Consider the following 13908-nt stretch of genomic DNA (forward strand, 5'->3'; position numbering starts at 1 on the left):
ACGAAAGTGTTCTGCGGAATAAATGTATTATAGGGGGCTTTCAATAAGTGATATCTCCATTTTCAGTGGGGTTATTTTTTTAGCTTCACTTTTTTAGTGGCAGTGTATATCTTGCGGCGGGAGGCTTTGGAAATTTTATTTGAGTAGATGTTGCCTTTGCACTTCTGGTCTGCATATACACCGAAGGTCACTTTGGATATTTTATTGCCGGTCACTTTGATATTTGCCTGGAGAGCTGAGACACCAGGACCTTTTTTATTGCCGGTAATAGTGTTGTTTTTAACTGTCACTTTATATTGTGTGGAAGCCGGTTGTACATAGATGGCTGCCTTGGAGCTTCTGGATATTGTATTTTTATCGATGGTCAGCACATTTTTGGTACTGCATATATTAATACCGCTTGTTGCTGCCTTCTTGATCGTATTCCCCGAAACCGTTTTCTTTATAGTCGATGCGTTGAAGACCTGAAGACCGTATTTTCCGGCTGACAGGATCTGGTTGTTTGTAACTCCTCCGGTTACGGTTGACTTTGTGGAGATGCAGATCGCAGTATCGCTGCTGTTTTCCATAGCGTTGCCTATAATGGAACCGCGAACCTTGGAACCGTTATAAAGGAAGATTGCTCTTCCACAGGAATATTTTGCAGTTCCTGCCTGAATCTTGTTTCCGGTTATGGTTTTAGAGGCTGACTTCTGAGACAGCTTGATCGCAGGAGCATTTTTGCCGATGGCTGTGATCGTGTTGTTTTTGATCTTTCCGGCTTCACAGTTATTGTACAGGCTGATACCTGTATCTGTACAGCCGCCGGTGATGGTATTGGATAGAATATCTGCCACCGTAGAGTTTGTACTGAGACTGATGCCGCCGCTTGCACATTTCTTTATTTTATTCTTGGATAATAAACCGGTACAACCGCTGTTCTGATAGATGTGGATACCATAACCGCCGCAGTTGGAAATTGTGTTGCTGATAATATTCTTAGCCGTTGATGAGAAATGAATGGCAATACCGTGTCCGGTCATTCCGGAGACCTTGTTGTTTGACAGGACAAGTCCTTTTGCATAGCTTTGAATAAAGATGCCGTCTCGTTCATTTTTCAGAGGATCCTTTGTGCTGAATCCCTTTCCGGTAACGGTATTGTTTGTAAAGGTACAGTTCCAGGCATCAGTGATGTGGATGCCGGTAACGGCTGTTGTGATATTGTTATTGGATACGGTTACACCGGTAATGTAATAATTTCCGGTAGGGAAATATTTACCGTCCGCACCTTTCATTTTTTTCAACTGGTTGTGGCCAAATACCTTAATAGCTGCAGGATTTTCACAGGATGGAGAATACTTTAAGGTGATTGTGTTATCGCTGATGACAGAGTTCAGATCGTAGATGATCTTTCCTTTGTATGGTTGTTTACTGTCCAGAATGGTAGAAATAACAGAGCCTTCGTAGGATTTGAAATTTTGGAACAGGATACCGCCGCCGCAGTTTGTGATCGTATTGTTTTTGATCTCACAGTTGCGGTAGTTAAGTCCGATAATACATTCTTCCATAACATTATTGAAGGTATTGTTATTGATCTTGATATTCTCATGGTAAGCACCCAGAAGAAGTGTATGGCTGCCAATGCCACGGATGACATTCTGAAATTTACATCCGGTGATCTCAACGTTTTTCATTGTTGTGCCATCCTGAACGACACCCGGAAATGCGGCTTCTTTACACGGAGTATCAAGCTGAAGGGCCTCCTGGTTGACGTGAGCATTTGTCACACCGGTTTCCCGTCCGTTATTTTTGAAAGTGCAGTTTTTTACATAGAAGCCATTGATCGCACAGACCTCCATCTGATGCACACAGCCGCCGCCCGACAGGGTGATACCGGACAGATTCACATTTGTTGCATGAAAGAGACGGATCATACTGGAAGTATTCTCACTGTTTCCGATCAGCGTTCCGCCATTGATCGTTATATTTTTAAATCCATCATATCCGGTGCAGAGATCACTTTTGTTGTAGTTTGTCTGGTCTTTGTAGGAGCCGGGAGTACCAGATATGATCATGTTGAATTTACCATTGTCTGCACAGGTCAGTGTAACACCTTTCAGATTTAATGTGGTGTTGCTGAAAATACGGGCTGTCGATGACAGGGTATAAGAACCGGAAGGAACGGTTACAGTAATGATACTGTCCGTCTGATCTGCCATATCTCTGGCAGTTTTTAAAGCTGTGTTTAATTCTGTTGTAATGTCAGTTCCGTTTTTAACAGTCAGTGTGATCACACTGTCAGAGATAAGCATGTCGTCATTCGATGCGGCGGCAAAGACCGGCGCTGTTGTAAAACCGGAAGCCGGCATTGCAGCATTTGAGCGAAATGCAGTTCCGAAGATAAGACCGGATGCAAGGACTGCTCCCGCCATACATGAGATAAGATGTTTTTTCATAAAACTTCCCCTTTCAAAAATATCAGATGTTCTGGTTGACTGTTAAAAAAACAGATGCCACTAAGTATCTGCCTGACAGGATCAGGCGGTAAAGTTTCCGCTTGTATAGGAACCATAGATGCTGAGATTTCCAAAGGAACGATAGGCACGAACACGATAGTAGATTGTTTTGCCCTTTGGAAGATCCTGTAAAGCATAGGATGTCTGTCCCTTGCCAAGCTGTTTTGTCGATTTGCCGGAAAAATGATCGGTTGTACTGTATTGTACTTCATAGCCACTGATTCCTTTGACCTTCTTCCATGATAAGGTTGCCTGATTGCGTGCTGTATTCATAGAACAGGTGAGATCCGTTACCGTACCGCATATTTTCTGGTCAGTGTCATTAATCGACAGATCTTTATTTGCTATATCGTTATATATATTATTGCTGATCGCACCGGATACGGATGAGGAAGCAGCAATACCATATTTGAAATCAGTAATATCGTTGTCAGAAATAGCTACATTACATTTGGATAGTTGCATACCATTTAATGATGCAGATCCACATAAGGTATTTTTGACAACTGTCAGCAGGTAATTACTGTGTGCAGCAATGTTGATTGGGGCATTGCCTTTTGCGGAAATATAGTTATACGAGATAGTTGTATCGTTATTGATGCTCTGGACATTGATGCCGTAATTGCTGCACTCACTGATTGTATTATTGTTGATGCCGCCACAGACCGTTGCTTCTTTTTCCAGAAGGATACCGTTGGTTCCACTTCCATTGATAGAGTTTCCCTCAATGTTCTGACCGATGCTGCTGGCTCCATTTACTGCGATCGCACTTTTGCCAATGGAAGAGAGCACATTTTCACTGACCAGCTCTGCAACCTTGGAATGATTGGCAATAGATACGGCATACAGGGCTACATCCGAGATCGTGTTGTTTTTTACGGAACCTGCAATTTTGGAGGCCTTATCAACCAGAATTCCCATTCCGGAGGAGACGTCCGTTTTTGATGCATAGATCCGGTTGGATGAAATCTCTTTTGCAAAAGAGCGTCCGGTAATCTCAATTGCATTTGCAACGGTTGCTTTTGTTTTATCACCCATGTCACGTACCCGGTTTGTCGAGATCAGCCCGGTACGGCTGTTGCTGTATACTTTGATCGCCGGATTGCCACTGACAGCACCAAAGGCATTTCCTGTTATGTTCGTGACACGGCTGTTGTTCCCAACCAGAATACCGCCGGCTTTGCAGTTTTTTACAATGTTGTTTGCAATATCATAGATACATGCACTGGAGTCTGTCAGAAAGATTCCGGTTCCGGTACAGTTTTTAAAGGTGTTATTTTCAATCGCAGAGGCGGTACTGTTGTCCGTAATATACAGACCATAACGCGGCATGTTCTTGATCTCATTTCCGGTTACGGAGATATTCTTACTGGACTGATCAATACGGATGCCATCTCTGGAAGTTCGTAATTTGTCATCCGGCGAGAAATTATATCCATTAATCGTATTACCGGATACCTCGCAATCTCTTGCATCGGATAAGGTGATACCGTCTCCCGGTGTGATGATCGTATTGTTTCGTATAATAACGGAGCTGATATAGAAATCTTCATCCGGCAGAGGAAATCCATCTCCTCCTGTGATGTTGCTGTTCAGCTTTCTTCCATAAACGAAGATTCCGGCAGTTTTTAATGTTGTCGGATGGTAGGTCAGCTTCAAGGTGTTGCCGCTGACTTCTGTTACTGCATTGTTGATAACAGCGTTGTCGATCTTCTTTGCGCCATTTAAAACCGTTGTGTTCATGGATACTTCGTATTCCTTGGCATTCTGAACCAGAATACCGCCGCCGCAGTTGGTGATCGTGTTGTTCTTTACTTCACAGTTTACATAGTTTAAGCAGACAACACATTCTTCCAGCACATTGATAAATGTGTTATTGTTGATCTTGATATTTTCGTGATATGCACCGCAGAGCATGGTGTGTGTTCCGACACCACGGGCAATATTCTGGAATGTATTGTGTGTGATCTCCACATTCTTCATAGGGGTTCCGTCCGGATAAGTGCCGGGATATACCAGTTCACTGTATGGCATATCGAGCTGTATGGCTTCTTCTTTTTCAAAGTTTTTGGTATCGTCAGCACGTTTGCCGTGGTTTTTAAATGTGCAGTTTCTGACATAAAAGCCGTCGATCGCAGCAACCTCTAGCTGATGTACGCATCCGCCGCCCGTGAAAGTAAGACCGTCAAGGGTAATATTAGTAGCATGAAAGATACGAACGATACAACTCAGATTGGCTTCGGTGCTTTCCCAGATTCCGCCCAGAACCGTGATATTCTTATAGGCATCATAGCCGGAGCAGGCTTCACTGTTGTTGTAATCGTCATAGTCTTTGTAATTTTCTGTTGATGATGGACCGGTGATCAGCATATTGAACCGATGGGAACCGGCAAATGTAAAGTGAACATCCGTGACATCCAGCGTTGTATTGCTGTAAATATGCAGCGCAGCGGAAAGAAGATAACTACCTTTTTGAACCCTGACTGTAACAATCTGCCCGGAGCTTTCGGCAAGATCTCTGGCATTGATCAGCGCTTCGTTCAGCTTTTGGGATATGTCGCTGCCGTCTTCCGCAGTAACCTGTATAACAGTGTCTTCGGAACTGGTTTCTTCCGCAGATACAGAAAAAGAAAATCCGTAGAGGAGCAATGGAAGAATCAGCAGATGCAAAATAATATATGTAAGTTTCTTCATTATATATACGCCTTCTTTGTTTTTATTCCTAATGGATCGGATCTACATGATCCTTATTTGTTTCCGATACGATGTAATGTGGCCGGTTTTTTACTTCCAGATATGTCTTGGCAATGTATTTACCCATAATACCCATGCACAGGAACTGAAGTCCAGCAATAAAGATGATGATACAGGCAAGAGATGGCCAGCCGGCAACCGGATCTCCGAATATTTCTTTTCTTATAATAATGAAAATAACCATAAGAAAGGAAAAGATCGTCAGAAAAATGCCAAGCCCGGATGCAAGGGACATCGGGGTTTCGGAAAAATTGATGATTCCATCGACCGCATATTTGAATAAGCCCCAGAAACTCCATTTTGTTTCTCCGGCAATGCGGTTTACATTTTCATATTCCAGCCATTTGGTCTTAAAACCGATCCAGCCAAAGATACCCTTTGAGAATCGGTTGTATTCGCACATGGCGACGATACTGTCTACCATTTCACGCTTCATCAGACGAAAATCCCTGGCACCATCGACAACATCTGCGTCCGAGATCTTGTTGATAAGCTTATAAAAATTCCTTGCAAAGAAGGAACGGATCTTTGGTTCTCCGATCCTCGATACCCGCCGGGTGGCAACGCTGTCATAATCCTCGGTTTCCAGACAGTGGAGCATATCAGGCAGTAGGGCAGGGGGATCCTGCATATCTGCATCCATGATGGCGGCATAGTCACCATCTGAATTATAGAAGCCGGCATACATGGCAGCTTCTTTTCCAAAGTTTCTTGAAAATGATATGTATTTGTAATGAGAATCCGTATCACAGATTTCTTTCATGACGGAAAGGGTTGTATCTGTAGAACCATCATTGATCAGAAGTATCTCAAATGTATATTGATCCAGAGTCTGGATTACTTTGTTTAGTTCGTCCTTAAATAAAGGAAGTGCTTCCGCTTCATTGTAACAGGGAACGATCAGATTCACTTTTTTCATATAACTTCTCCTTGTGCCGCTGCCATATGAACTGGCAAAACGGTATTCTTTAATTTTAGTTCAGGGAGAATGGAGTGTCAAGGAATCTGCCAGTGCTTTTGAAAATATAAGATTTGCATATGTATGTTGTTAGATGCTATAATAAATCCAAATGAGCAAAAAAAGTTTTATTGCACAGGAGAGAAGGAATATGAAGGTAAAAGCAAAATCATTTGAGGCATGGAAGGTTATCATGATTACCCTTGTCTTTTTATCATATTGTGTGGGGATGATGCCAGGAGAAAAAGCGCAGGCAGTTTATGACAAATATCTGGATAATGGGATATTTGGAATGGCATTTTTCTTTGTTCTGGTAGGATTTGGAATCGGTATTCATTATCATAAGAAGTTTATCAATCTGAACAAGAAGAATTATCTGGAATTTCTTGGAAAGAAGCTGGGGATTCTGTATCCGCTTTATATGATCATGCAGACAGTATTCCTGATCCTCGCATTGTGCAGCCATCCCGGTTCACAGGAAATTAAAACACTGATCGTGAAGTATATCATCAGTATACCGATGCTTCAGGCAATGATACCGAAGGCTGGATATTATATGGCACTGAATCCGGTCAGTTGGTTTGTATCAGCAATCTTTCTGATCTATCTTCTGGCTCCGGTGATCGGTATGCTGGCGGCAAGAATGAAGCGGGATCTGAAAAGAAGCGGATTGGTGATAGTCGGGCTGATCGTTGTATATATAATTGTTGCAGGACCACTTGCTGATGCAATGGTATTGAAGCAGGATATGCCATATCTGTTTCTGATGAATCTTATTTTATTCTGTATTGGTGTCTGGCTTGCAAATTTCAGACTGAATATTCGGATCGAGACAGATCGTTCCGCTGGAAGAAATCTTCTGACCGGAGCAGAGCTGGTAGTGCTTGTGGCAGCGGTTCTCATTTATCTGGGAACAGTTGGGAAATATGGAATTCCTGCAGCACTTCTGAGATTGCTGTTGTATGTGCTGATCGTGATGGTATTTTCTTATGACGGTGGAATGATTTCTCATATATTTACATTATCACCATTTGGAATCTTAAGCTCTATGGTATTTGATTTTTACCTGACCCAGTATTTTGTGATCCGTTATATTGGAACTCCGATCCAGAAGAGATTTGGAGACAGTGGTAAGGATATAGTTATCAGTATCATTCTGGCTTATATCATTAACTGGTGCATCGTATTAGTGATCAAGGTAATTAAAAAGATATATCGAAAGATTCGCTACAGGGTATCTTCCTTTGCCGGAGATCTTGGAACAGATGGGGTTGTAGATGATTATCTGGATGATGGATATGAAGAGATCGATCAGACCAATATCAATACGGAAGCTTATGACCGAAGCCGGTTGGATCCAATGGCAGTTGAGATTACAGAAACGGAAGATGAATAGAAATAAAAATGAGACACATATGATCTGCAATATACAGTCATATGTGTCTCGTTTTTTATATCAATATCTGATATATGGATTACCCCATTACTACTTCTACAGTATGAGTCTTGCCATCACCAAATACTGGAAGAACATTGCTCTCGATAGCATTGCCATCTACAGTAACACTCTTGATACCCTTATTTACATGATTCGGATTTGTAACCTTGATATCATATGTAGCACCACGGAACTGACGTGTAGCATTCAGACCATCCCATGCAGCAGGAATAGATGGATCGATCTTAAGACCATCGAAGTCTGCTGAGATACCTAAGATGTACTGTGAAATAGCGACCATGTTCCAGGCTGCTGTACCTGTAAGCCATGAGTTCTTACCCTGACCAAAGTGGTTACCCGGCTTTCCAATATCGGAACCGGCATCCTTACCACCGATCATCTGACCATATACATATGGTTCAGTCTTGTGAATATCGGATGTCTCCTCAGTGAAAGCAGGAGCGATCTCTGAGTAATATTTGAATGCCTGATCGCCGGCGCCTGCGTAAGCAGCAGCACAGATGATCCATGCATTGTTATGTGTGAAGATACCGGCATTCTCTTTGTATCCGCCTGGGTATGTTGAGATCTCACCATACTGGATGTAATACTTTGTGAATGCAGGATTGTTAAGTACAAGTCCGTACTGTGTATTCAGACGCTCATCAATAGCAGCAAGTGTCTTCTTGTCGCAGCCCTGATCTTTACCAATGTCTGACATAATAGCGAAGCCCTGTGGCTCGATGAAGATCTGTCCTTCTTCACATTCCTTAGATCCCATCTTCTCACCATTTGCATCGTATGCTCTTAAGAACCAGTCACCATCCCAAGCGGATTCCATGATGTTAGCTTTCATCTTATCGATCTCAGCCTGAGCAGCTTCTGCTTCAGCGTCCATTCCAAGGTGCTTAAGAATAGCAACATAGTTAGGACCTGCATATGTAAAGAGTGTAGCAACCATAACTGACTCAGCAACCTTTGAGTATCCGCCTTCAGCAGCGAACTTAGGGTTGGTGTATGTCTGGAAGCTTTCACCCGGTGTATCGGAGAAGCATGAAAGGTTGATACAGTCGTTCCAGTCAGCTCTCATTGCAAGTGGAAGTCCGTGTGGTCCAAGGTTGTTTACGATCTTGTAGAAGGAAACCTTTAAGTGGTCAAGCATTGGCTTAGCGATGGACATATCGTTGTCATATGGAACCATCTCATCAAGAATACCCCAGTCGCCTGTCTCCTTGATGTATGCAGATACAGAAAGGATCAGCCATAATGGATCGTCTGAGAAGTCACCACCGATATCTGCATTACCCTTCTTTGTAAGTGGCTGATACTGATGATAGCATCCACCATCCGGGAACTGTGTAGAAGCGATATCAATAATTCTTTCTCTTGCACGATCAGGAATCTGATGAACAAATCCAAGTACATCCTGGTTGGAATCACGGAATCCCATACCACGGCCGATACCGGATTCGAAGTATGATGCTGAACGTGAAAGGTTGAATGTAACCATACACTGATACTGATTCCAGATATTAACCATACGGTTAACCTTATCATCAGGAGTATTAACATTTAAGATGCTTAAGAGGTTGTTCCAGTGCTCTTTGAGTTCTGCAAGACCTGCTGCAACCTTCTCAGGAGTGTTGTATTTCTCCATCATCTCAAGAGCCTTAACCTTGTTGATCGTCTTGCCATCAGCTTCGAACTTCTGGTCAACAGGCATCTCAACATATCCAAGAATAAATACAAGAGTCTTTGTCTCGCCCGGAGCAAGAGTGATCTTCTTGTAGTGTGAAGCGATTGGTGACCATCCATCTGCAAATGAATCATTTGACTTGCCGGCTTCAACAGCCTGTGGGTTGTGGAACCCATTGTAAAGTCCGATGAATGAATCTCTGTCTGTATCGTAACCGTCGATCTCGTCATTTACTGTGTAGAATGCGAAATGATCACGTCTGTCTCTGTACTCTGTCTTGTGGTAGATTGTTGAACCAACAACCTCTACACGACCTGTACTGAAGTTTCTCTGGAAGTTTGTGCAGTCATCCTGTGCATCCCAGAGACACCACTCTTCAAATGAGAAGAATGAGAAAGTCTTCTCTTCTGAGCTTTCATTTGTAAGAACAACCTGCTGAACCTCACCAGCGTAGTTCTGAGGTACGAAGAAGGTAACCTCTGCTTTTAAGTTGTTCTTCTTACCGGTGATCACTGTGTAACCCATACCATGACGGCATTCATATTCGTCAAGCTCTGTTTTAACCGGTGACCAGCCCGGATTCCAGATTGTACCATTCTCGTTAATATAGAAATAACGACCACCCATATCGATAGGTACATTGTTATAACGGTATCTTGTAATTCTACGAAGACGAGCATCTTTGTAGAAGCTGTAACCTCCCGCTGTATTTGAAATCAGTGAGAAGAAATCCTGTGTTCCAAGGTAGTTGATCCAAGGATAAGGAGTTCTAGGAGATGTGATGACATACTCCTTGTTGGCATCATCAAAATAACCAAACTTCATGTAATATATACCTTCCTTTCATGTGTATTAAGATAAGTAGTGTCTGCCGTTATCAGGCAGTATCCGCTGCTCCATGATCTCTCCCTTACAAAGGACATAACACGCCCTTTATAAAAACAGCCATATGGGCATATTATATAATAAAATAGGATATTTGACAACAAAACCCATGATAAAATGTGGAAAAATAATCATTGTAAAAAGAAGCCTCATCTGATACACTCAAAATGTGAGCAGACACGAAAAGTTCACAAATACTATTTATTATTTTTTACTTTTAGGAGGAGAGATTATGAATTGTCCAAATTGCGGAGCAGAGACAAATGAATCTGTTTGTCCTGTATGTGGGGCAGCAGTAGGTACAAGTGGTGGATTCGCACTTGCAGGGAATGATCAGCCACAGCAGCCGGAAAATGCAGCATATGGTGCACAACCACAGCAGGGAATGGGGATGGATCCACAGTATGGTGGACCACAGTATCAGGGAGATCCAATGCAGAATGGTTATGCGGGAAATGTATATGGTACACCGGGATTTGATAATGGCGTAGGTTATCAGCAGCCACCAAAAAAGAAGAAATCCGGCGCAGGAGCAGTTATTGGAATCATTGTTGCACTTGCAGTAATTGCAGCAGCAGTTATATTCCTGTTTTCAGGTTCGCTTGGGGGAGCCAAGAAGAGCAAGAAATTAGTAGATCAGTTTATGACCGGAATTGAAGAAGCAGATACAGATAAGATCGTATCACTTGTTGATAAAGAATGTGTTGCAGACAATGATGTGGCAACATTATCCAGCAGCTTCGAGCTTCTGACCTCTATGGGGGTTGAGTATTCTATTGATTACAAGATCACATCAACAGAGAAGGCAAACAGAGCAACTATCAAGAATATGTGCGAAGGTCTGTATGGTGATACATCTGTAGCAAGCAAAGTAAGATGTGCTTATATCTGTGATGTTGATTATACCATGACAATAAACTACCTTGGAGAGAAAGAGACAGAGGATGACAAGATGTCACTGATCTGTTACAAGAAGGGCGGCAAATGGTATCTCGGTGGAACGGTAGAGACCGAATAAGACCGAGCCTTATATGAAAACATGGCATATGCTATTCTTTACACAGAATACATATGCCGTGTTTTTTATAAATCTATGTCTACCGGATGTGTCCTTTCAGAGAAACGGCTCTGCTATAAAATGACATTAGCGTGGATTTCGTAGTAAGATGCACATTGCCAGTAAATACGGGTGCTTGTTTGAGCCGAAGGCGAGTTAGCACAGGAGTATTTACAAATTAGGCATGTGCAGCGAACAGAAATCGCAGCGAGTCATTTATAGCAGAGCCGTTTCTCTGAAAGAACATATCCCGATAGACTTTTTTATCTTACAAAAATTCTCTCGGTTACGGTTTTGGATTCGCCGGGAGCCAGTTCGGTGTAGCCGGTTACGGCAGGATCACCGGAAAGGTTTGGAGCATCAATGTTCCAGCTCATAGGTTCCGGACAGAAGAATTCTTTCATGCCGTGATCATTCCACATGATCCAGTATTTCATAACATCACATACTTCGTAGCAGACACGAACGCCTGTAACTTTATCGGTTACGATGACACCATAGAATGGTTTGCCGTCTAATTCGTTCATTTCAGCGGTATAGAGGTCGTTGTCGATGTCCTGAAGAACAGGAACCATGTCGCCCTCTTTGTACATCATATCATATCTGGTAAGCGGCAGTGTTTTCTCGGTTGGAATACAGGTGTCGCTGAGTTCCCATTTGTCACCGATCGGAACCTGCAGACGCACATTTGCGCCGCTTCCGCCATTTGTAAACGGTGCTTTGAATGCGATATGGTTACATACACCATAAGGCATCTGAACCTTGGAAAGGTTGGTCAGTGTAAAGGAATAATCCAGTCCGTCTGCTGTCAGTGTAAAGACAAATTCTGCCTTGAAGCTGACAGGGAAAGTTTCGAAAAATTCATCATTTTCATCATATACATAAGAAGTCTTTGCAACAGCACTTTCACCCTCTACATACATGTCATCAATTGTATGGCAGCGTTTGTGAAGAAAACCATGCAGATGGTTGCCCAGCGGATCGTTGCAAGGAAAATGATACATGGCATCTGAGGTTTTCAGATTTCCATGAGATAATCTGTTTGGAAGATATAAAGTAGGCATACCGTATACCTCGGCAGCAGCCTTCAGTTCTTCCGGTGAAAGTGACAGATCATTTCTTAAGATATCAATATTAAGAGCTGTGTTTTCAAGCTTCATTACATTACTTCCGTTAAAAGGTGCGATCAATGCACGAAAATCTCCTGCGATAAGTTCGATACAGGTTTCGCCTTTAAAATCATAGTTTTTTGCGCTAAAACTCATAGTAGCCTCCCATATAAAGTGATAAGTATTTGTATTTAAGATACATAAAACGGAAAAAGTCTGCAAGATAATATTATGTATGTGTAAGTGTGAAAACAGACCCATCTCAAAAATCTAATAGAATAGTAACACTTAAGTTAAAAAGTGTCCATAAAAATGAAACAAGATTTGTTAATTTCAACAATCAGAAAAGTCGAAAAACGACTAAAACTGCGAATTATGTAGAAATTTTAAAATCTGTACACTTATGTAAAGTGGTATGCTATAATCGAAGCTAACGGGATAAGACCCTTTCCTTTTATAAAATGTAAGGCAAAAAGAGGAATGAATAAGAGAATGGACAATGAGAAAAGATATAGCACCAGGATAAAAAGTGAGCGGTGCGATAAGATAAAGATCAGCAGTGTGGCTGCCGTATTTCTGGTATGTTCGATAGCGATATTTGCGACAAGATACAGACAGGATATATGGAACTTTGACAGAGAAAATGGAAATGACCATCAGATAGAAAATGTTGCGACCGGATCGGATGCATCAGAGGAGGCTTCCGAGGAAAAAACGACGGAGAAGATAACAACGGAAGCAGCGACAACAGAGAAACCGACTACGGAAAAGGTAACAACGGAAGCATCGGAAACGGAAGAAACAACGACTGCCGCATCATCCGAGGAAGGCGGTTCAACAGTAAAATATGTGAATATCGAGGACCCGGATACATCATCTAAGGGAAATGACTGGTACGATAAGAAACTGTATACGCCGGGAAATGTAACGGATGATGCTTATTTTGATACAGCGGTACTGATCGGTGATTCAAGAACCGAGGGACTTAGTCTTTATACCGGAATGTCGAATCTGGACGCGTTCTGTTCCAAGGGGCTGAATATCGAAAAGGTCATGACAGAGCCGATTGTTTCTACAAGTGACGGAATGTTGACGGCACTGGAAGCACTGAAGCAGAAGGATTATGAGAATATATACATTTCATTTGGTATTAACGAGCTTGGATGGATCTATGAGGATGTATTCATTGAAGACTATAAAGCATTTATTGATGCAATAAGAGAGATACAGCCAAATGCAACGATCTATGTTGAGAATATTCTTCCGGTATCCAAGGCTTTATCAGATGAAGATGAGATTTATAATAACTCCAACATTAAGGCATTCAACAAGCTGTTGAAACGGATGTGTAAGGATTATGGCGATATCATTTATCTGGATGTTGCAAGTAGTGTGACGGTAGACGGAGTTCTCCCGGCAGATGCCAGTACCGATGGACGACATTGCAATCAGGAATATTGCGAGAAATGGCTGGATTACATCCGACAGAATGTATATATAAAGAAGTAAATGCCCG

At 42.2% G+C, this 13908-nt stretch carries 8 protein-coding genes; 3 read left to right on the plus strand and 5 right to left on the minus strand.

Translation table 11 applies throughout. From position 1 onward, the window contains the following. Positions 1 to 71: 71 nt before the first annotated feature. The 3 genes from DWY07_RS05825 to DWY07_RS05835 all read right to left on the minus strand — a co-directional run bounded on the left by DWY07_RS05825 (position 72) and on the right by DWY07_RS05835 (position 6168). On the minus strand, positions 72 to 2435 hold the full coding sequence (locus DWY07_RS05825; protein ID WP_117822459.1) for a right-handed parallel beta-helix repeat-containing protein: 2364 nt from the start codon (positions 2433 to 2435) through the stop codon (positions 72 to 74). An 81-nt stretch (positions 2436 to 2516) separates the two neighbouring features. Beyond that, positions 2517 to 5189 carry a right-handed parallel beta-helix repeat-containing protein gene (locus DWY07_RS05830; protein WP_117822460.1) on the minus strand — a complete coding sequence of 891 codons (2673 nt, stop codon included), beginning with the start codon at positions 5187 to 5189 and terminating at the stop codon, positions 2517 to 2519. 28 nt (positions 5190 to 5217) lie between these two features. Then, complete coding sequence (locus DWY07_RS05835; protein WP_117822461.1) at positions 5218 to 6168, minus strand: glycosyltransferase family 2 protein; 951 nt, start codon at positions 6166 to 6168, stop codon at positions 5218 to 5220. Positions 6169 to 6358: 190 nt separating this feature from the next. Between DWY07_RS05835 and DWY07_RS05840 the strand changes: the two genes are divergently transcribed. Then, the gene (locus DWY07_RS05840) at positions 6359 to 7603 is read left to right on the plus strand and encodes an acyltransferase (protein WP_021944320.1); all 1245 of its coding nucleotides are present in this window, start codon (positions 6359 to 6361) and stop codon (positions 7601 to 7603) included. Between the two features lie 79 nt (positions 7604 to 7682). Here DWY07_RS05840 and DWY07_RS05845 read toward each other — a convergent pair whose 3' ends face one another. Further along, the gene (locus tag DWY07_RS05845) at positions 7683 to 10166 is read right to left on the minus strand and encodes a glycosyltransferase family 36 (RefSeq protein ID WP_021944321.1); all 2484 of its coding nucleotides are present in this window, start codon (positions 10164 to 10166) and stop codon (positions 7683 to 7685) included. Positions 10167 to 10458: 292 nt separating this feature from the next. Here DWY07_RS05845 and DWY07_RS05850 point away from each other — a divergent pair, with 292 nt between their 5' ends. Then, complete coding sequence (locus DWY07_RS05850; protein ID WP_117822462.1) at positions 10459 to 11244, plus strand: hypothetical protein; 786 nt, start codon at positions 10459 to 10461, stop codon at positions 11242 to 11244. Positions 11245 to 11546: 302 nt separating this feature from the next. Here the strand turns inward: DWY07_RS05850 and DWY07_RS05855 are convergent, their stop codons facing one another. Beyond that, entirely contained in the window at positions 11547 to 12548 is a 1002-nt protein-coding gene (locus tag DWY07_RS05855; protein WP_117784608.1) for an aldose 1-epimerase, read from the minus strand. 336 nt (positions 12549 to 12884) lie between these two features. On the opposite strand from DWY07_RS05855, the gene DWY07_RS05860 reads away from it, so the two are divergent. Continuing rightward, positions 12885 to 13901, plus strand: a complete 1017-nt coding sequence (locus DWY07_RS05860) for a GDSL-type esterase/lipase family protein (RefSeq protein WP_181983889.1) — start codon at positions 12885 to 12887, stop codon at positions 13899 to 13901. Positions 13902 to 13908 lie beyond the last annotated feature (7 nt).

Source organism: Clostridium sp. AF23-6LB (assembly GCF_003461085.1).
Classification (GTDB): domain Bacteria; phylum Bacillota; class Clostridia; order Lachnospirales; family Lachnospiraceae; genus Coprococcus; species Coprococcus ammoniilyticus.

Coding starts and splice junctions, on each gene's coding strand:
- DWY07_RS05825 (WP_117822459.1), bottom strand. CDS start 2,435: ATGAAAAAACATCTTATCTCATGTATGGCGGGAGCAGTCCTTGCATCC.
- DWY07_RS05830 (WP_117822460.1), bottom strand. CDS start 5,189: ATGAAGAAACTTACATATATTATTTTGCATCTGCTGATTCTTCCATTG.
- DWY07_RS05835 (WP_117822461.1), bottom strand. CDS start 6,168: ATGAAAAAAGTGAATCTGATCGTTCCCTGTTACAATGAAGCGGAAGCA.
- DWY07_RS05840 (WP_021944320.1), top strand. CDS start 6,359: ATGAAGGTAAAAGCAAAATCATTTGAGGCATGGAAGGTTATCATGATT.
- DWY07_RS05845 (WP_021944321.1), bottom strand. CDS start 10,166: ATGAAGTTTGGTTATTTTGATGATGCCAACAAGGAGTATGTCATCACA.
- DWY07_RS05850 (WP_117822462.1), top strand. CDS start 10,459: ATGAATTGTCCAAATTGCGGAGCAGAGACAAATGAATCTGTTTGTCCT.
- DWY07_RS05855 (WP_117784608.1), bottom strand. CDS start 12,548: ATGAGTTTTAGCGCAAAAAACTATGATTTTAAAGGCGAAACCTGTATC.
- DWY07_RS05860 (WP_181983889.1), top strand. CDS start 12,885: ATGGACAATGAGAAAAGATATAGCACCAGGATAAAAAGTGAGCGGTGC.